A 20391-nucleotide genomic window follows, 5' to 3' on the forward strand; every position below is an offset into this window, starting at 1 on the left:
AATTTAAATAGCTATTTTTGTCCTGCTTGATAATTGAAAAACATTCATTCAATATGGTAAACTTAGAGACAACATTCGCCGGATTGACCCTGAAGAATCCGTTCGTTGCTGCAAGCAGCGGTTTAACAAATTCATTGTCGAAAATAAAAGAACTTGAGAACGCCGGAATAGGAGCGGTGGTGCTCAAATCGCTGTTCGAAGAGCAGATAGAAAATCATACCGAGAAGTTGACACAAATTGCCGATTATCCAGAAGCGGCAGATTACATAAATGCCTATATCCAGATGAATCATGTGGAGAAATATCTCGATCTGATCCGATCGGCAAAAGCGTCCTGTTCCATCCCCATCGTGGCGAGCATCAACTGTTACAGGCTGACACGATGGACCGACTTTGCCAAAAGCATCGAGGCTGCCGGGGCCGACGCGATTGAGCTGAATATTTTCCTGCTGAACGCAGGTGAGTATGAAGATACATACCTGGAGGGGGCCTATATAGATATCGTGAAACAGTTGAAAAGAACGGTAAAGATCCCTGTTGTGGTGAAGATGGCGCGGAACATTGGAAACCTTCCAGGGCTGGTAGGCAAACTGAAGGCGTTGGGCAGCGACGGTATTGTGCTGTTTAACCGGTTCTACCAGCTCGATATCGATATAAATAAGTTGGAACTTACTGCCGGAACAGTTTTTAGCAACCCGGCCGATTTCCACGATACGCTCCGCTGGACAGCCATCGTGTCGGGGCGCGTTAAAGATGTGGATATTGCCTGTTCCACCGGAGTGCATAGCTGGGAAGACAGCATCAAAGGTATTCTGGCCGGCGCATCAGGAATACAGCTTTGCAGTGTGCTTTATGAACAGGGATTGGATGTGGTCGGCGACATGATTACCTGTGTGGAGGAGTGGATGGTTCAGAACAACTACGAACGGATTTCCGATTTCAGGGGAAAGCTCAATTATGCCAATATAACCAGTCCGGCACTGTATGAACGTGTTCAGTTTATGAAGTACTTCTCAAGTTATCAGCAATGAACATACAGCAACTTGAATATATCATTGCGGTTGACAACTACCGCCATTTTTCCAAGGCGGCCGAAGCGTCATTTGTAACACAACCCACCCTCAGCATGATGATCCAAAAGCTTGAAGATGAGTTGGGGGTGAAGATTTTCGACCGGACCCAACTGCCGGTTCAACCCACCGAGATAGGTAAGAAAATTATCGATCAGGCACGTCTCTCGATTGCCCAGATCAATCAGATCAAGGAGATTATCCAGGAGGAGAAGGGGATAATCAAGGGGACCTTCCGGCTCGGCATAATACCCACGGTGTCGCCCTATCTGTTGCCGAGGCTGATGGATGAACATATGCATGGCAACTCCGATATCAGCATCGTGGTGAGGGAACTTACAACCGACAATATCCTCAGGGGGCTGGGAAACGATTCGCTCGACGGCGCAATCCTGGCCACTCCGCTAAACGACGATTCCGTTACCGAGAGACCGCTCTATTACGAGCGTTTTTTCGCTTACGTCTCTCCCAAGGAGCGTGCACTATATGTGAAGAACGAACTGGACGAGACCGATTTGAACAACGGACGACTATGGATGCTGGATGAAGTGCACTGTTTCAGGACTCAGATCCTGCACCTCTGCAACATGAGAAAGCGACGAAGGTCGAACTCCATTTTCTCGTTTGAGGCAGGTAGTATCGATACGCTCATCAAGATTGTGGATGATAATGACGGGCTGACCGTTATTCCGGAAATGGCGATATATAACCTCAGCGAACAGCAGAAAAAGAATGTACGGCCGTTCAAGAACGTTACTCCCGTTCGTGAGATCAGCCTGATCACCCGCAAGGAGTTCATCCGGGAACGGTTGATTCAGATTATTGCGGATGAGGTAAGGGAGGCTGTTCCCGCATCACTCAAGGATCCGGCACTGAAGAAATATGTGGTTCCGTTGTAGGTGCGACACCTTTTTCAATAGTATTGACACAGATGCAACCACTGGATATCATTCATAAGTATTATAAGAAAGGAACGAAACTTTACGATATTTACATCTCTCACGTATCGGATGTAACTGCCAAGGCATTGCTTGTCGCCCAGAAGCACCCCGAACTGGCCATCGATGTGAAGTTTCTGGAAGAGGCGGCCATGCTGCACGATATCGGTATCTTCAAGACCAAGTCGCCGGCGATTGCCTGTGAAGGTAGTTACCCCTACATCTGCCACGGTTATCTGGGCAGGGAACTGCTCACATTGGAGGGGCTTCCCAAGCACGGACTGGTGTGCGAACGGCATACCGGAACCGGTTTGAGTCTGGAGACCATCATCCGGAAAAAATTGCCCGTTCCGCACAGGGATATGCGACCGAAGAGTCTGGAGGAGAAGATTATCTGCTTTGCCGACAAGTTCTACTCGAAGTCCCAACTGGGGAAGGAGAAACCCCTTAAAAAGATCCGGGAGAGCCTCAAGAATCATGACAGCCACCAGATAGAGATATTTGATGAGTGGTGTGAGCTGTTTTTGTAATAGTTTGGCAAACTATTTGCAGTAGCAATATCTGAATAGTTGCGACAGGTTATGCCGACCTGCAACCACATTTTTTTTTATTGTAGATTATGAAGAGAAACAACGATTATAACGGGCCGGAGGAGTTGCACGACAACGAGGTAAGCCAGGAACCGGCCAATCTGAACAGTGAGGAGAGTGAAAATGCGGAAAGCAGTATCGAGGACAATTTGTCAGCAGAGCCCGATCCGCTGGAGGAGTTAAAGAGGAAATATGATGAGTTGAACGACAGCTATTTGCGTCTTCACGCCGAGTTCGATAATTTTCGCAAGCGGACAATGAAGGAGAAGGCCGACATCATTAGAAGTGGCGGTGAACGTGTACTGACCGATATCCTGCCATTTGCCGATGATTTCGAACGGGCATTGCAAGCGCTTCACATGGCGGAAGACAAGGAGGCGATGGTGGAAGGGATGGACCTGATCTATTCAAAATTTGTCAACTTCCTTAACCAGCACGGTGTAAAAGAGATTGTGGCTATCGGACAACCTTTTGATGCCGACCGGTTCGAGGCAATAACTACCGTTCCGGTTCAGGAGGAGGCACAAAAAGGGGTTGTCATTGATTGTGTACAAAAAGGGTATCAGCTAAACGATAAGATTATCCGTTATCCGAAGGTAATTGTAGGGGAATAAGATGGCGGCAAAAAGAGATTATTACGAAATATTGGAGGTGCCCAAGACGGCAACGGCGGAGGAGATCAAAAAGGCTTACCGCAAGAAAGCCATCCAATACCATCCCGACAAAAATCCAGGGGATGCTACGGCCGAGGAGAAGTTCAAGGAGGCTGCCGAAGCGTATGAAGTGCTCAGTGACCAGAATAAACGGGCCCGCTACGATCAGTTCGGGCATGCGGGTGTAGGAGGAACCGCATCGGGCGGTGGATTCGGCGGAGGCATGTCGATGGAGGACATCTTCTCGCAATTTGGCGATATTTTTGGTGGCCACTTCGGCGGTTTCGGCGGTTTCGGCGGGTTTAGCAGGAGCAGCAGGCGTACCAACCGGGGATCCGATCTCCGGGTGAAGGTGAAACTCAACCTGAAAGAGATCCTTCATGGGGTGGAGAAGAAGATAAAAGTGAAGAAATATGTGGCCTGCACCTCATGTAACGGTAACGGATCGGAGAACGGAACTTCAGTTTCCACCTGCTCCACCTGTAACGGTAGCGGTGTGGTGACCCGGGTACAGAATACCATCCTGGGACAGATGCAGACCACCACAACCTGTCCCACCTGTAACGGGGAGGGGAGGAGTATCACCAGGAGGTGTACACACTGTAACGGCGACGGCATAGTTCTGGACGAGGAGGTAATCTCCATCAAGATCCCTGCCGGTGTTGAAGAGGGTATGCAGCTCTCCATGTCGGGAAAGGGAAATGCGGCCCGTCGCGGAGGTGTCAACGGTGATCTGCTCATCCTGGTGGAAGAGGAGGAGCATCCCGATCTGATACGGGATCACAATGATGTGATATATAACCTTTTCATCAGTTTCCCGACGGCAGCGTTGGGCGGAACGGTAGAGGTTCCCACCATCGAGGGAGTAGCCAAGGTGAAGATCGAGCCGGGAACCCAGCCTGGAAAAGTACTCCGCTTGCGCAACAAGGGACTGCCAACCGTAAACGGTTACGGTACGGGCGACGAACTTGTGAATGTGAATGTATATATTCCTGAAAACTTGAGTGATGCGGAAAAGAAGAGAGTTGCGGAGCTGGACAAGTCTCCCAATTTCATTCCATCGAAATCGGCAAAAAAAAGTGTGTTCAATAAATTTCGCAAGATGTTCGATTAGTCAGGCTATATGACTGTATACCTGTAAACCGGATAAAACAGGAGGGTGAATCACAAAGTGATTTCACCCTCTTTTTATTCGGATAACCTATCTGAGAACCTATCCCAATATTCATATCTCGGGAGGTCAAGTTTTATTTTGAGACAGTCTCCTGTTCTTTAAAGCCGGTTACACTTTTCGAAAAAGTTGATTCTTTCAAGTTCTTCCCGGATGAGTATCTCCTCTTCGTCCGTTATATTCTGGAAAGGTGTGCGGTTTATTCCCAAATCAAGGCCGATCAGTTTCATGATCCTTTTCCCGGCGACGATATTGCCCCGGTAGCGTGCAATGACATTGATAACCTCCTGGGCAAAATTCTGGTGAGCTACCGCTTCAGCCAGCTTGCCGCTGTTATATGCCTCAATCACGCCCGTCAGCGATCGGCCGATATAGCTTCCGGTGCCGCTGATTCCACCCTGGGCACCACCCATTACCAGTGCAGAGAGGATGGTTTCGTCCTGACCGTGCAGCATGTCGAACTTACCATTGCCGTAGAGCATGCATTGGTTGTATTCGTAGATACTTTCGTAGGTATACTTGATTCCCGCCAGGTTGGGGATGCGTCCGTCTGCCGCCTTCAGGAAGGGCAACATGGGCAGGAAGACGCCACTGAGGGCAGGAATATGGTAGAAATAGAACGGAAGATCGGGAGCTCCACAAGCAATCTCTTCGCAATATTGCACCAGCTCCTCCACTCTTCCCGCTTTGGGAAAAGGAGAGGCCATGGCTCCGATACCGAAGGCCCCGATGGCTTGGGCATGCTCTGCCATGCGGTAACAATCCTTGATGCAGGTGGCACCTACATGTACGATCACCCTGAACCCTTCCGAGGCAACCGAGATCCATTTCTCGGCCAATTTCATCCGCTCCTCCACGGTAAGCATATACCCCTCGCCCGAAGAGCCATTGATAAACACGCCGATCAGTCCGTTTTTCTGCAACATGGCTGCATAATCGGCTATGGGACCCATATCTACCTCTCCCTTGCTGTCGAAGGGGGTAAATGGAGCCACGATTAATCCTTTGATCTTTTCAAACTGTTTCATATTTTTTCCATTTAGTCAATTTCAGCAGGTAAAACTATGTTTTTGTTCACTAACATTCGATTCCACCAGTTTTGCGACCCATTGGCCACCCTCTTGCTAAAAGAAAAACTCGTTTCGTTCAAACAGCTGTTCTTTCTAAGTGCAAGAGCGGGTGGAATGCATGAACATTCACCCTTTTCTGTTGTCGGTTGGCCGACTCTCCTCTTCGGGGTAGGTCAGCTTCTCTTTAGGTTTCAGAAAAAGCAGCATCAGAAGGAGTGCAGCCAGTACCACAATTGCCAGTTTACTGAAATCTGCTCCCAGATTTCCGGCATCGGTGGAGCTGCCGAGTATCAACGTAACGGCATAGCCGGCAAAAACGCCCATCATGTTCATGATGCCGTATGCCGTGGCGCGGTATTGTTGGGGAATAATCTGGCAGAGTATCGGCATGTTGTTGGTGTCGAACATCCCGAACCCGATCCCGAAGAGCACGGCTGCCCCGACCAGTTCCATATGCGAATCTCCGAACCCCAGCAACACAAGGGAGGGGATGGTGAGCGCCAATCCGATCGTACTCGTATAGATTCGTCCCCTGATATTTTTCTGTACCCATCGGTCGGAAAGCGGTCCACCGATAAGCACACCGATAAATGAAGCGATGGCAATGGAGATGGTGGCCATGGGGCCTGCTTTTGCCATTTCAATGCCCAGGTTCCCGGAAAAGAGTGTCGGTAGCCAGTTCTTGGTAGCCCAACCCGGAAAACTTGGAGCCATGAAGTAAAAGAGCATGATCCAGAAGGAGAGGGTTCCCAGAATAACGCCGAAGGAGCGGAATATCGACGGCTGGCCGGAGGGTGCTGCCAGCTGGCCTCTCCTTGAGACGGCTCTTTCTTTCGATGCATGCCCCTCCTTGTCGTGTAACAGGAAAATCAGTACTACAGCGTAGATAATACCGGCAATCCCGAACCAGTGGAAAACGGTATGCCAGGAGTAGTTGGCGGCAATGGTCGCTCCGAACCCGCCCAACGCCTGGCCGGTATAGAGACCCGACATGTGGATGCCGATAGCCAGTGAGCGGGTTTTTGAGGTGTGGAAATCGGCAATCATAGCCAACCCGGTGGGCAGGTAAAGCGCTTCGCTGACACCCATAAGGGCTCTCAGCCAGTAGACCTGTTGAAAAGTTTGGGCATAGCCCAGCCCGTACGTTACGGCCGACCAGACAAAGAGGCTGCCGACAATGAGCCATTTACGATTGACACGGTCGGCAATCATGCCGGCTACGGGACTCATCAATCCGTATATGAGGAGGAAGATCCCCATCACCCGTCCGAAATTTTCGGCAATGGCCAGTTCCCTGATATCGAGCTGCATCGATGATTGCATGGTGGATAACATCTGCCGGTCGAGGTAGTTGAGTAATGCCACGAACCAGAGTAGTCCGACGACGATCCACGGATAAGCTTTGCTGTTTCTCATAAATTGATCTCTCCTTTTATTGTTACCGGAGTACGTACACCAGGCTTTAGCTCGCCCTGTACGACATAAAACTCCTTTCCTTCAAAAACCAGTGTTGCTCCTGCACGTGCTGTGAGGGAGGTATCCAGTATGGTTTTCCACCCACCGGTAACGGTGTCAAATATACGACATTCGCGACTGAATTTATAATCTTCGATGGGACGTGTCATGTATTCTTTTGAAAATTCGAGGTGCAGCAGTTGTCGCCCCTCGACGGTTAACGCACCATTGTATGTGATATTGTACTGGGTAGTGATGGCATCAAGGAAGATGGTCCGGTTTACTCCTCCCATGCAGAGGATATAACGGTTCTCAACCGGCATGGCAACTGCGCCGGTCAGCGAGAAGTGCTCTCCCGTCTCCTCGTCGGTCAGCTCGCCGGTTATCTCCCATTTGCCCGCAGTTACATCGTAGCGAAGAATCTCGCTGCTTATCACCGGTTGCCTTAGGCTATCACCGCCGAAAAAACCACCGAGCAGATAGAGGTACGACCGGTTATTCTGCTTTATCGGCACCAATAGGGGTTGAAGGCGAGGAGGTCCGGGAAATTGCGGCAGTTCCTTCCATTCCGAACCGCTCCTTGCATCGATGCAGTAGAACCGGTTTGCCGGCTTTTCGTCAATGTTCCCTCCAGCTACAAAGACTGTGTCTGCTATGGCAGATCCTGCCATGTTATCCATGGTGGCCGGGAGTTGAGGAAATGGTTTCAGTACTGCGGCTCCGGTTTCGTTCAACGAGACCCTGAGGACGCTTCTCAGCGATGTTGTCGCGTTGTTCCCCCCAACCCACAATGCACCGTCGGAAAGAGGGACAGATACTCCGTAAGCCGCCGAATCGGGCAGATGGCCGATAAGTCTCCACTTCCCGCTCTCTTCATCGTAGCTAACGATTTCGCTGTAGTAGGCTTTTGTGCCCCCTTCGAACCCTAACTTCCCGGGGAAGTTGGCCCCGCCCGCCACAATGAGTTTGTTTCCGATCAGTGCTGCATAGCTTGCCGAAACCCCCTTGTCGAGATGCTCCGTGAGGCCATCGACAGATAATTGATTCAGTTTAAGTTCCATCTTCCTGTTATTGTGATTATCGCCGCATGCAATAGCGTATAGAGCAATAAGGAACGAAAGGATGAGTGCACCGGTCCTAAGTTCAACTTAGAAGTGCAACATCCACGTGTTGTTTTTTGAAATGATTCTTCACAACAATCATGAAAAACACCGGGGGGGGTTGCCTAACGGCCGGGGGCGCGCAAGCCCCCGAAGAGAGTCGGACAGCAACATAAAAGAAAAAGGAGACCGAAGTCTCCCTAAAATTAACTATTATGTTGCTTATGAAAAAATACAAACAGTTAACTTCAGAACAAAGGTACGCGATTTATTTAGGTTTAGAAAACGGTGACACCCAGCGGACGATCGCTAGCTTGATAGGTGTCAGTCCTTCAGCGGTGTCCAGGGAGTTGCAGCGCAACAAGGACAAGCGCGGGGGCTACTCGTGGCGACTGGCCCACGAGATGGCGATGGAGAGAAGGGAACGCCTGCCCGGCAACCGGTCCACCCCGGAACGGATCACGGAGATGCTGGAAGCCCCGGTGTACTTCACCGACCCCTATTTGGCATGGCAAAAAGGATCGATCGAAAACGCGAACAAGCTCATCCGGCAATACATCCCCAAGGGGGGCGTCCTTCAAGGACTATCCACCCGACAGATTGAAGCGGATACAGCACAGGCTGAATGAAAGACCGAGGAAAAAATTGGACTTTAACACACCCAAAGTTGAGTTTTACAAACAATTAATGTAAATTGCACTTGCTGCTTGACTCTGCCCCAGGGCAAGTTTCCGGATTTTATTTTCAATTTCGTTATTATCTATCTCGAATTTGCCGTCCGTCATCGTCCTTTCCAACCTGTCCCAAATTTTTAGAGTGTAGGCAACCGCGATTCCTATGGGAGATTTAGGCAGGACTTGCCCCCGCTGGTCTTCCAGCCACCGTTTCAGCTCTTCCATTACCGGTATTGATTGTTGTTCGCGCAGCCGGTGCCGTTCCTCGAATGGCATCTTTTCCTCACGTGCCCGTTTCTCTACCCGGTAGAGTTTCGCGAACAAGTCAAGGGCTTGACGCGATCTCGATGGCGAGTTCTCCTTGGCGTGTTCAAATTTTCGCCGGCTATGGGCCATGCATGGCAAAAGTGTGATGTGCTCCGCGTCCTTATACTGGTAATACCCCGCGTACGCGTCAGTTTGGAGCGTGCTGCGGTACCCGTCAAGAAATCCGGCGGCGACATCCTCCGAGCGGGATTTTCCGTACCTGAAGCACGCCATGCCTTCCACGGGGGCATGAAACACCCACATGTACCCCTTGTGCGTGGCTCCGGGCTTATCCGAGGTAAGAACAGGTATCGGGGATTCGTCCACCTGAAGGTAGTCGCGTTTCATTATTTCATGGACCAGTGTATCGTGTAACGGCTCAAGCAAGCGGCAGACGGCGGCGTACCAGCCCTTGAGCGTCGACTCGGCAACCGGTATCTTTTGCCGCTTGAATATCTCGGCCTGGCGATAGAACGGGAGGTGGTCGATGAATTTGCTCGCGCAAATATGGGAGAGAATGCCTGCCCCGGCATTTCCTTTCACGATGGGCAACGAGGGCATGGGGGCCACAGTAACGCAGCCTTCACCTTCCGTGCCCGGCACCACGTACTTGGGACGGATAATAGCCCGCACGTAAACGTCGGCGGGCTTGTACTCCAGCAGCTCGGTGACAGACTCCCCTATCTTGACGGCTCCATCGGGGATAAGGTCAGGTTCAATCACCTCCTCTTCCCGTCGCAGGTGGGAAGGGAAAAGCGGCCGCTTTCCAGGCGCTTGTGGTACAGCACGAGCCCGCCCCGTTCCCAATGGAGCAGCTTGATGGTCGTCCTGGACCTGTTGACAAAGATGAACACTTCCCCGCCTAACGGGTCGCGTCCCAGTTCCGATGAGACAAGCCCGCATAAACTGTCAAATCCTTTACGCGGGTCGGTGGGTGAGAGGCAGAGGTAAAAACGCTGGGATTCGTTAAGTGAGAACATCGTCCGAGGAATTAAAAAGTGAGCAGTTCCCCGAGTAGCGTGATGTCGGTTACCCCCTCGTCCACGCGAAGAGTTACCCCGCCGGGATAGGCGATCTCGAACCGGGGCATCCGCCGGGAGGACGGCTTGCCGATAACAGTTACCGGCTGCAAGAGGGATGGTTCCTTTGCAGGGGGTATTTTTGAGGCTTCATGTTCCGGATGGACTTCAAGATACAGTTTTCTCCATTTGTAAAACTGCCATTCACTCATATTTTTGGACCGGTAAAAATCCGTGGCCCGCTGACCACTTTGAAAGTACTCTTCGATCAGGGAAAACGCTTCGTGTTGAGTAAAACGACGATTCATTTTGTTAGTGTTCATCTTTTTTTGACAAAGATCACGGTTTAATCGAAGCAATCCAATACGCCTATGACCGACGGCTTACGATACAAGACAATAGACGGAAAAGCTTCCATCGATAATTATCCATTTTTATCGCAAAGTTGCCAATAATTGGTAATTATGGAGTGTTTTTACTGTTTTTCTTTTGAGTAATATTCAATCCCACTCAGTAAATTTAAATCTGCTGTAAGAGGTTTAGAAAAGAAATAATGGTTTAATTTAATTCTATAAAAAATATTATCCAAATTATTTGCTTTTTTGTAAAATGAGATTTACCTTTGTTTTTAAATAGTACAAAATGTACAACTCAAAGGGGAGAGTTGGTATAAAAAACTCATTCCAGTTATAATAAGGGTTGAAATTAGAACTAAATAAAACACAAAATATCCATTACAACAAGGATGATATAGTACAAGAAAGAACACAGGGATTTGATAGCGAACATAGCCAAATAATCATTCCCATAATAATATAACTTAAAAATCTCATTTAAAATTCCCAACTCAAGTTAATAGTTTTCAAAGCGGAATTTCTCTTTTTTTTCGAGAGATACCGTTTTATTTTCTTTTCATCTTCACTGTTTCTTGCACGTTTAACGTGTTGATTTACTTTTTATGGTGGCGTTTTTATATATATTAACATTACCACTCTTCCAAGGCATGGCAATTCCTTGTCATAAACCCTTTTACGACACGAAAGATGGCGATGGACGATTAAGTGAAAATCCGTCATCCGGTCATCGTTGTCGTTATTCGCTGCTCAAAATCACGCCACCCCGCTTTTCGGTAATACTCCTTAGGCATTTTTACCGTGACCTGCCTGCCGGATTTCACCACTTTTCCCGGCACTCGGATAAACCATTCTCGGAAGGTAGAGTGCTCTTGACGCCAAACCCAAAAGTCGCCCCGGTATCGCATGAGCACCGATAAACTGTAGGCAAATGACGAAAGTTGCCAAAGAATATCGTTTACCCAAAAATCATGCGTGATGGTTTTTCCCGCACAAAGCGAGTTTTTGGTTTGCTCGATCCAATTCTCACTCTCTGATCGGGATCCATAAAGGGAATGGAGCTGCAAGGCATCCAATCCTTTCAGGTTCGAGCAATAGCAAAAGTACTCATACTCGGGTACAAATTGTTTTTCGCCAAAATAATCGACTTCAACCATTTGCTTTATGATGCGCACGGCATAAAACATGCGGGGATTCCTCCAACCGCTACATTGATGTGTAAACTGACAGGTCGCCGTCCGTGGGCCAATCGGCTGCCAAGTCTGCCCGGCAAGTAAATCTTTCAGGTTTTTCAGCTTTACTTTCACCAAATATTCATGTTTACCGTCTTCTAACAAATTAAATAATCCACCATTGAAAAAACCGCTGTCGGCCCTGAAAAACACCTTCTCCACCTTTTGGGGAAGAGCGGCCAAGGTTTCTTTGACAAACTCACAAACTCCGTTTGAGGTGTAAGCTGAACCCGGGCGGAGCCATGAATTGACAAGCAGTTTCATCTCCGTGACAAAACATAAGATGGGGTGATAGCTTTTCGAACCCTTCTTATGCGAGTTATAACCCACCTCAGCCCCTTGTTGGTTGCCGTAAACGGTAAATGTGCTTGAGTCGCAATCAAGTGTCAAGCGGCTTAAACCGCAACGGGAAACTTGCATGCCTGTAAAACCCAACAACAGCTCGTGAAGCGAACGGGCGCCCCTTTCACCCAAACCTGTCAAATGGCGGCGTATGGTGTCCTCGTCAATGTTCTTGGGTAACTTCAACAAGCGGGCAACCAAGGCGTCAAAGGTGAAGTTTTCAATCCGCTTCAAACGGTGAACACCGCACAACGATGCCAACAGGATACTTGAGAGTATTTGGGCTGTGCTGAAACGGCTTGCATTGTGGCGGATGGTTGGAAAAAGATGTTCCAGCTTGCCATAAATACCGCAATGGTTGATAAAATCAGAGGTTACGCTTAACCCTGAATATGATGTTAATTGTTCTGAACTGAACTTTTTCTTTACTGAACAGGCAGTAAATGAGATTTTTTTACTATTTTTGTCTTGCATGTGTCGGGTGAATGTTTGTTTTTGTATAACACTTTAAAGATAAATACTTTACCTGACATATGCAACTTTTATTTGAGACTTTTAGGTATAAAATGATTATCCGCAATAGTTCCTATTGTAAATTCTTGATTTGAAATCAGGCGCACACGATACGGCGGCTATCAACAGCCTGTCAAACTGGTTCTCGCCGAAGTAACGCCTGTTGAACTTGTAACAGAACTGATTGAGGTAGTACTGTAAATACTCGGGTTTTACCTTGTAATACACGCCCAGGAGCTGTCGTTTGGCATTGCTGATCGCGGTGTGTACCCAAGGCAGCACGTTAGGCAATTCCTCGTGTGGAACAACGGATGCCGTGTGTGAATGGACATGTTCTTTCAATTTAGTGTAAGAAGTTGAATCATCGGTGGTCAGATCCGCCGTGCTTTCGACATGCTCTTTGACATTCTTTGTAATTGTATCGGCTTTCAAGTCGTTGATGACTTTCATCTTCAGGTATCTGGCCTTCTTGGGTTTTTTACCCGGTTTGGGTTTTCAACCGTTTTGCTTTCAGCCATCACCAGGACCTTGGTCTTTTTTTGGCTTCCACGGCCGCGTTTCAACGGTTTCTCCTTCTCTTCAACGGATATCTCGGTGGAAAAGAAGGCGTCGTCCAGCTCGATGGCGCCCTCGAGCGTGTACTTGTCGTCACGCTTGCCCATCACGTCACGCAGTTTATTGACCATTTCCCATATGGGCTGGTAACGCTTGTGCCCCAGCTGTCGCTGTATCTCGGCGGCGGAAAAGGAGCCCTTGGTAGCCGTGAGCAGGTGCATGGCCACGAACCAGTAACGGTATGGCAGGTTGGAATGCTGCATGACCGTGCCCGAACGCAGCGTCTGGCGCGCTTGGCAACGCTTGCATTCGTAAGCCTGCTTGTTTTCCAGCCAATAATGCTCCTTACAATTACAACGACGGCAGGTAACTCCCATTTGGTCTCTTTGTTGTTTGAATTTTTCCCGACAGGTTTCCTCATCGGGGTAATTTATAGCAAAATCCAGGATATTCATAGCTTGAAATACTACATGTGTTCAGAATGTAAATATAATGAATATCAGCGATTTGGAAAGCATTTGCGAACTTATTTATAACTATTTTTCCGCTAAATTCTTTAGGAATAACTGCGGATATACATTTAATATAAACCTGAAAAATAATGAACGATAGATCAATATCAGCGATCGGGCATTGGCAGTTGGAACAAAAAACTGACCTCGAGCCGGTGGATCTTTACATAGAGGACTTGTTTCCCGGAAAAGATTACCAGGTATTGTTAATGGTTTTCGAAATTATTGATGCCATGGGTGAACTACAATGCTTTTACAGAGGAATAGACATCGAAAAAGTAAAAAAAGACTCATCCAATTACCGGAAGTATGCGTACCGGAAAGGAAGTGCTCGAGGAGGCGATATCACCCTCACCACGAAGCTAAGCAATCCTCCAGATAAAAAACTAAAGAACATCAAAGAGACACAATTCAAGAAACTCACGAATGGAGAACATCCCGAGGCCCAACTTTTCAAACTCGTGGAAACAGAGTTCCTAAAAAACGAACAGCTCGTAACTTCGCAAATTACCGATTATTTTACAAACGCTACACGTGAAGAACAAACCTCCACAGGCATATCATTGCGAATACACAACGATAAAGAGCTTTACTTATATGATTTCGAGACGGTTCGAAACACCATACTCGATTCAGGATCGGAAAAGAAATACGAGCACAATGGCACCATTTCACGCGCCGCCGATGTCGTTTGTTCGGTTACCGGGAAAGAAGCAGAAGAGGTGTATGGCTTCGCTGCACCCTTTAAATACTCTACCCCCGATAAGCCGGGATTTATTAGCGGCTTCTTTAACAAGGGGAAGTTCTGGCGAAATTACCCGGTATCCTCGAAAGAAGCCTTGGCGCTCGAGTATGGAGAGAAATACATCAAGCAACACTTGACCGGCTATTTCTATGGACACGAGTTCTTGTTCGTTCCTCGTCCTATTTTACAAAGTGACCAAGAAAGTTTAGAAATAATCGTGGAATTACTGAAAAGTGCTTTTGCTGACGCGAAGAAAAAAAAGGAATCCAAAGAAGAGCGAGCGGACTCCGAGGAACACGTGCAAAGAATCATCGCTCGGCAAGATAACTATTTTTACGTGGATATGCTTTTTTTCTCGGAAGACAAAATGAGTAAAGCTATCAGTATTAACATGATGCTGGAAGAGGTGCTTCCTTCGAGATTTAACGAGCTTTTTACACGTGTACCGGAAGATGTAAACCGGGTCCCTCTATTTAAAAATGCTGTTACCAAGGATAAGCAGACGCGTAACTTGACGTTTTCATTCGGGATTATCAAGGAGTTTTTCGACGACAAGTTTTTAGAAGTTGTACAGAGTATTTTTCTTGGTAGGCCCATTTCCAAGGATTTTATGTTCGAGAGGATCATGGGGGTAATAAGGAAAAATTACAACGAAGCACATACTAGAGAGAAAGTGACCAAATCTACACGACGAAGCATTTTAGAGGCGGTGATGTTAATGAACTATTTACAAGAGCTCGGAATTATACAAAACAATATTAACTATAATTTTATGAATACAATGGACACGGTAAAAGATGAACAAAAAAGCGGAAGGTTTAACCTTGACGAATTTAACCGGTTCGTGGCAGATAACAAAAGTTTTCTGGATAGCAATATTAAAATTGGTGTTTTCGCGGTGGGAGTTTTGGTGCGATTCGTTTTTGATATTCAATACAGCAATCTATCCAACACCCCGTTCGAGAGTAAACTTCGAGGGTATAACCTGAACCCGGAGCACTTGATGCAAGTTTACCTGGAAGCATTGGATAAAATCCAAAAGTACCTGAAGAACTATAATGCTTACTCCTCGCTTCGAGAAATAATTAACAATTATTTTACCCTTAGAAAACAGGATATGACCGCGATGAGCAATAACGAACTCTCGTTCTACTTCGTTGCCGGCCTCGAAATGGGCTCCAGGTTCAAGAAAGAGAAAAAAGAAGATAATACAGAATCAAAATAATAACATTTAAAACAATCCAAAATCATGAGTGAAATTATTAACAGCCGCAGCGAGCTATTGTTTCTTTACGACATTGAAAACGCGAACCCTAATGGGGATCCACTGAATGAAAACCGTCCACGATTCGACACGGAAGAAAGTGTCGCCCTCGTGTCTGACGTTCGACTGAAACGGACTATACGGGATTACTGGTACGAATATAAGGAATTCAACGGGCTGGGCGACCGGCAGGATATCTTTGTACGAGAAACAACCTACGAGGAAGGAGATAAGCAATATATTAAAGACGGGAAACGTCGGGCCAAAGATTTTCAAGAAGCGGAAGATATCATCCTGAATAAATGCATTGATATCCGGGTGTTCGGCGGGGTGATTCCGTTGGGCAATGACTCTATCACTTACATCGGGCCGGTGCAGTTCCAGATGGGAAAGTCGTTAAACAAAACTGGAATTATCGAAGAACAAGGTACCGGTGCATTCGCGTCATCCGACAAAAAAGCACAGGCAACTTTTCGGACTGAATACAAGGTCCCATACGCTGTAATAGGCTTTAACGGAGTAATCAACGAGAAGGCAGCACGCTACTCGAGGATGACAAAGGAAGATAAGTCATTATTGATTGAAGGTATTTGGGAAGGGACAAAGAATCTTATTTCCCGTTCAAAATTCGGCCAATCCCCCCTCTTTTTACTGGAGGTAGAGTACAATGAGCCGTTCTATATTGGTAATTTACGGCAACGACTGAAACTGGATTGTGGTGAGAAAAATGAATTACAAATAAGAGGCACGAATGATTACAAGCTCGACGTTTCGGAGTTGATAGAGGCACTTAAAGAGAACAAGGAGAAAATTGCCGATATTCATTTGAAGGTGGATTCAAGAATGACAATGATCAGTAACGGCCAATTAATCAAAAATATCAGCAAGGATGAATTATAAGGAATTGCTTATTTTCGACATCACGGGCGAATACGGGCACTTCCGAAAGTACAACACCACGACCTCACCTCTCACCTACTCTGTTCCCACGCGTACGGCTATCGCGGGAATGCTGGGAGCTATCCTGGGAATGGAAAGAGAGACACGTGACGGTCGTTACGCTGAGGATATCGTACCGGTTCAGGAGTTTTTCTCGAAAGAGAAGTGCGGGGTGGCGGTACAGGTTATTAGTCCCGTGAAAAAAGAAAATATCGGGTTTAACTTGATTAACACGAAAACATCGTTCTACGACTTAACCCGGGCAGGACACACCCAAACAGAGTTTGAACTGGTAAAAGACCCCCATTACCGTATCTACCTGGCAATGGAAGACCAATCGAAATTCGAGGAACTTTCGGAACGGATTGAAAACAAAAGACACCATTTCACTCCTTACTTGGGACTGGCTCAATTTACCGCGCAAGTCGATTTTGTTCAACGAGCAACGGGGCATATGGTCACGTCGAACGGCAATATGGTCGAGATTATCACGGCAGTGAATCTATCAAAGGTCGTGGGTAATCCACCCGTCGAATTTCAAAGGGAATTGTTCTACTCGGCCAACAACATGCCTATCGCCATGAACCGGGAGCGGCAGGTACTGGAGTATTCCGAGGTACTTATAGAGAAAAGTGGGAAGCCTTTGCATGTTCGCGTGTCAGAATATTTAACAGTTGAGGGAATTGGAAACATCCTATTCCTATAACTCCCGACACGATCCGCGCACAACGAAAAACGACGAGCAAAAATGGAAGAATTGATATCGCACAAGAAAAGCTTGCAGCTGCAGAACAAAGAGTTGTTGTCGTCCAACATTGAGGTACTGTCCCACGGTGAAAAGCTGTTAGTCAATCACTTATCGGAAGTGGCATCAATAGCTAAAGCAACCATGGAAGGAAAAGGGTACCGGTTCGTTGTGAAGGAAAACGAAATAACGAACCGGCAACTCGCTGACTTGGTGTGGATATCCGCCATCTCTCACGATATCGCGAAAGCCACAAGCTATTTTCAGGAATATATCCGCAACCCGGAAAGTGAACATACTAACTTGAAGAATCACTCGTTGCTGTCATCGGTTTTTGCCTACTTTGCCGCACGTCGTTATTGCGAGCAACAGTTCAAGGACGAAATTCTACCGGAGTTACTTCCCGTATTAATACTAATCGCCGTGAAACGGCATCATGGCAATATCCAGAACCTTCAGAAAGAGGTGCTATTTTCTAACGAGGAGATTGAATACCTTTCGGTACAGGTTGAAAGCATTCACGAGGCATCGGTTGAATCAATCCTTTCGAGCTTGTTTAGTCAAGGCCCCATCAAGGTTACATGGGGAGATTTCTTAGTGTTTTGGAAATCAGCCGTTTTTCAGCAACAGCTGAAGGATTTTCGTTTCGATTTCAAATTTAATTACCCGAAACTTGACGAAAAGACACGGGTGGAACTATATAACCTGTTTCAGGTAATCTATTCCGCGTTAATGTACTCCGATAAAAACGACGTCATCCTGCAAGATGTCAAGACAGCAAGCAAAACAACTGATATCGGAGGGTGTTTGAACCGGTACAGGGAAGAAAATGGATTTAATATTCCGGGTTCCGAAATCAACCGGTTTAAAAATGAAGCTTATTTTACCACGTTGCAGCATTTGGAAAAGGTTTTTACACCGGGGCGGCACCTCTATTCTATCACGTTACCCACGGGGTTGGGGAAAACCTTGACTGCATTTTCCGTCGCCGGTAGGATGAGGTCACTGGCAGGAAATAGCGACGCGAAAATAGTTATCGTAATCCCCTACACGTCAATAATTGACCAAAATTTTGAAGTGTATCGAGAAGTACTGGCTACCGATTCGAGCGAGGTTTTATTAAAGCATCACCACTTGAGTGAACCCAAGTACAAGGACGGTTCCGAGAAGGTGTATAACGAAAACCAGAGCCAGTTTCTGATTGAAACCTGGCAATCGGAAACCATAGTGACCACGTTCGTGCAATTCCTGGAAACGATTCTCTCGATGGACAAAACAAAGTTGATGAAACTGGTCAACCTGAGGAACGCCGTTGTCCTTCTTGATGAGATACAAACCATCCCTTATGAACTGTGGGAAACAGTGAGGAAGGTATTTCTATCACTCGGTGAAACACTCAATATCTATTTCGTCCTAATATCGGCGACGCAACCACTTATCTTTACCCCAGGGAAGGATATCGTGGAACTGGTGCCGGATTACAGAAAATACTTTGGAATGTTTAATCGTACACGGTTGCATTATCACAACGAGAAGATTGCTTTCGAGACGTTTATTAATATAATCTCGGATTATACCCGTGACGAATCAAAAAAAGATGTATTGGTAATCTTGAATACCAAAAAAGCCGCCAAGCACTGCTTTGAAGAATTAATTGTACAGGGAGAGGAAGACACGGACAATACCGAATACTACTTCCTATCAACGCTCGTTACACCGTACGAACGAAAAGAGATTATTCGAAAAATCAAAGCGAAAAGCAATAAACGCAAGATAATCGTTTCTACTCAATTAATAGAGGCCGGAGTAGACATTTCAGTGGATACTATTTTCAGACAGCTTTCACCAATTGATTCTATTATCCAATCCGCGGGACGCGCCAACCGGTACAGCGAAAAAGAGCACGTCGCCGACATTTTTCTCTACGATATTAACGACGAGCACGGAAGAGCAACAACTCGAATCTATGGCTCCGACTTAATGTTAAAAACAAGGAACACGTTAACAGGAATTGACGTGGTAGAGGAAAGAGAGTACCTGGAAATTATTGACCGATATTACAAGGAGGTACGAAAACAATCGGACGAAACTTCTTCGGATTTACTTGACGCCATAGGAACCCTACGATTTATGGAAATAGACCTGAAACTCATTGAAGAACGAGAAACCGAATCGGTCTTTATTCAATTAAATGAAGAAGCAAAAGATATTTGGGAAAGTTACGTGGCTCTTTACGAGGAGGACATGAAACCGTGGGAACGAAAAGCCAAGTTCGCTTCGTTCAAGTCCCTATTTTATGATTACGTAATCAACGTGCCTATTCCATACGGCGAATCGAAAATTAATTTCGATTCCGAACAAATACACGGGTTCTATTTATCCAAGTTAGAACAACCCTCCACATTTTACTCCTATTCATCAAAAGATACAAGGGTAAACACCGGGTATAATACAGATAAAACAGCCATTTTATTTTAATAGAGTCATGCAAATCACTCAAACAATTATCCATTTTCCCGATATCCGATTAAAGACACGGGATGCACAGAAGCTGCGAGGGTACTTTGGCAACTTGTTTAAAGAACACTCTCCGCTACTACATAATCATTACCAAGATGGGACTACACGTTTTGCTTACCCGTTGGTTCAATACAAGGTAATCAAAAACGTGCCCATGCTCGTAGGCCTCGAGGAGGGTGCCGATCTGTTGATTTCGCTATTCTTGAAAATTCGTGAGCTGGATATCGAGGGAGAATACTATCCCGTTTCCGCGAAAAATATTCACCAGACACGGTGCGAGCTCGCAGTCAATCAGCAGTTATATGACTACTCGTTTGAAACCCTCTGGATGGCGTTAAATCAAGATAATTTCAGGAAATACGTGCATCTTGACGAGGAGCAAAAAAAGGAGTTCCTGAATCGTCAGGTACAAAACAATATACTAAGTTTCTACAAAGGTGTTTCTTTCCGGGTAGATGAGCGTATAATGAGCACCGCACGGTTGGAGGAGAAACAAACAACATTTAAAGATCAACAGATGTTGGTATTTTCAGGAACGTTTACCACGAATGCTTACCTACCTGAACATGTAGGGATAGGGAAGGCAGTGAGCCGTGGATTTGGAGCCGTTAGTCTGGTAAAATAA

General features: G+C 46.7%; 17 protein-coding genes and 2 pseudogenes. 11 read left to right on the forward strand and 8 right to left on the reverse strand.

The genetic code is table 11. The features are described 5' to 3' along the window. Nucleotides 1-53 precede the first annotated feature (53 nt). The 5 genes from ING2E5A_RS03870 (at nt 54) to dnaJ (ending at nt 4365) form a co-directional block, all read left to right on the forward strand. Complete coding sequence (locus tag ING2E5A_RS03870) at nt 54-1031, forward strand: dihydroorotate dehydrogenase-like protein (protein ID WP_071136274.1); 978 nt, start codon at nt 54-56, stop codon at nt 1029-1031. Next, nucleotides 1028-1969: a hydrogen peroxide-inducible genes activator gene (locus ING2E5A_RS03875; protein WP_071136275.1), complete on the forward strand. Its 942-nt coding sequence runs from the start codon at nt 1028-1030 to the stop codon at nt 1967-1969. The genes ING2E5A_RS03870 and ING2E5A_RS03875 overlap by 4 nt, the downstream gene beginning before the upstream one ends. 32 nt (nt 1970-2001) lie before the next feature. Further along, complete coding sequence (locus ING2E5A_RS03880) at nt 2002-2538, forward strand: HD domain-containing protein (protein WP_071136276.1); 537 nt, start codon at nt 2002-2004, stop codon at nt 2536-2538. A gap of 89 nt (nt 2539-2627) precedes the next feature. Continuing rightward, the gene (locus tag ING2E5A_RS03885) at nt 2628-3212 is read left to right on the forward strand and encodes a nucleotide exchange factor GrpE (protein ID WP_071136277.1); all 585 of its coding nucleotides are present in this window, start codon (nt 2628-2630) and stop codon (nt 3210-3212) included. Between the two features lies 1 nt (nt 3213). Continuing rightward, nucleotides 3214-4365, forward strand: a complete 1152-nt coding sequence (gene dnaJ, locus ING2E5A_RS03890) for a molecular chaperone DnaJ (RefSeq protein WP_071136278.1) — start codon at nt 3214-3216, stop codon at nt 4363-4365. Nucleotides 4366-4523: 158 nt separating this feature from the next. On the opposite strand, the gene ING2E5A_RS03895 is transcribed toward dnaJ, so the two are convergent. From ING2E5A_RS03895 to ING2E5A_RS03905, 3 genes are all read right to left on the reverse strand, one after another. Beyond that, nucleotides 4524-5450 carry a dihydrodipicolinate synthase family protein gene (locus tag ING2E5A_RS03895; protein WP_071136279.1) on the reverse strand — a complete coding sequence of 309 codons (927 nt, stop codon included), beginning with the start codon at nt 5448-5450 and terminating at the stop codon, nt 4524-4526. Between the two features lie 168 nt (nt 5451-5618). Then, on the reverse strand, nt 5619-6908 hold the full coding sequence (locus ING2E5A_RS03900; protein ID WP_071136280.1) for an MFS transporter: 1290 nt from the start codon (nt 6906-6908) through the stop codon (nt 5619-5621). Next, nucleotides 6905-8008: a cyclically-permuted mutarotase family protein gene (locus tag ING2E5A_RS03905; protein ID WP_071136281.1), complete on the reverse strand. Its 1104-nt coding sequence runs from the start codon at nt 8006-8008 to the stop codon at nt 6905-6907. The genes ING2E5A_RS03900 and ING2E5A_RS03905 overlap by 4 nt, the downstream gene beginning before the upstream one ends. A 263-nt stretch (nt 8009-8271) precedes the next feature. On the opposite strand from ING2E5A_RS03905, the pseudogene ING2E5A_RS03910 reads away from it, so the two are divergent. After that, nucleotides 8272-8740 (forward strand): annotated as a pseudogene (locus tag ING2E5A_RS03910) (transposase). Here ING2E5A_RS03910 and tnpC read toward each other — a convergent pair. The 5 genes and pseudogenes from tnpC to ING2E5A_RS03935 all read right to left on the reverse strand — a co-directional run bounded on the left by tnpC (nt 8722) and on the right by ING2E5A_RS03935 (nt 13496). Continuing rightward, a complete protein-coding gene (gene tnpC / locus ING2E5A_RS03915) occupies nt 8722-9750 on the reverse strand; it encodes an IS66 family transposase (RefSeq protein WP_071136283.1) in 1029 nt (342 codons plus the stop codon). The pseudogene ING2E5A_RS03910 and the gene tnpC sit on opposite strands and share 19 nt — an antisense overlap. Next, entirely contained in the window at nt 9747-10007 is a 261-nt protein-coding gene (gene tnpB, locus ING2E5A_RS15450; protein WP_071136284.1) for an IS66 family insertion sequence element accessory protein TnpB, read from the reverse strand. Before tnpB ends, tnpC begins: the two co-directional genes overlap by 4 nt. A gap of 11 nt (nt 10008-10018) precedes the next feature. Next, a complete protein-coding gene (tnpA, locus tag ING2E5A_RS03925; RefSeq protein WP_083373174.1) occupies nt 10019-10369 on the reverse strand; it encodes an IS66 family insertion sequence element accessory protein TnpA in 351 nt (116 codons plus the stop codon). A gap of 749 nt (nt 10370-11118) precedes the next feature. Then, nucleotides 11119-12447 carry an IS1380 family transposase gene (locus tag ING2E5A_RS03930; RefSeq protein WP_071136286.1) on the reverse strand — a complete coding sequence of 443 codons (1329 nt, stop codon included), beginning with the start codon at nt 12445-12447 and terminating at the stop codon, nt 11119-11121. Nucleotides 12448-12543: 96 nt separating this feature from the next. Further along, nucleotides 12544-13496 (reverse strand): annotated as a pseudogene (locus ING2E5A_RS03935) (IS1595 family transposase). A 146-nt stretch (nt 13497-13642) separates the two neighbouring features. On the opposite strand from ING2E5A_RS03935, the gene ING2E5A_RS03940 reads away from it, so the two are divergent. Genes ING2E5A_RS03940 through ING2E5A_RS03960 form a run of 5 tightly spaced genes read left to right on the forward strand, consistent with a single transcriptional unit; the run spans nt 13643 to nt 20391 of the window. Beyond that, complete coding sequence (locus tag ING2E5A_RS03940) at nt 13643-15523, forward strand: TIGR02556 family CRISPR-associated protein (RefSeq protein ID WP_071136287.1); 1881 nt, start codon at nt 13643-13645, stop codon at nt 15521-15523. A gap of 24 nt (nt 15524-15547) precedes the next feature. Further along, complete coding sequence (gene cas7b, locus ING2E5A_RS03945) at nt 15548-16462, forward strand: type I-B CRISPR-associated protein Cas7/Csh2 (protein ID WP_083373175.1); 915 nt, start codon at nt 15548-15550, stop codon at nt 16460-16462. Then, nucleotides 16452-17207, forward strand: coding sequence for a type I-B CRISPR-associated protein Cas5b (gene cas5b, locus ING2E5A_RS03950; protein ID WP_071136288.1), 756 nt, complete (start codon nt 16452-16454; stop codon nt 17205-17207). The genes cas7b and cas5b overlap by 11 nt, the downstream gene beginning before the upstream one ends. 42 nt (nt 17208-17249) lie before the next feature. Then, nucleotides 17250-19724: a CRISPR-associated helicase/endonuclease Cas3 gene (locus ING2E5A_RS03955; RefSeq protein ID WP_083373176.1), complete on the forward strand. Its 2475-nt coding sequence runs from the start codon at nt 17250-17252 to the stop codon at nt 19722-19724. Between the two features lie 7 nt (nt 19725-19731). Then, a complete protein-coding gene (locus ING2E5A_RS03960; protein ID WP_071136290.1) occupies nt 19732-20391 on the forward strand; it encodes a CRISPR-associated endonuclease Cas6 in 660 nt (219 codons plus the stop codon).

It is taken from the genome of Petrimonas mucosa, from assembly GCF_900095795.1.
GTDB classification, from domain to species: Bacteria; Bacteroidota; Bacteroidia; order Bacteroidales; family Dysgonomonadaceae; genus Petrimonas; species Petrimonas mucosa.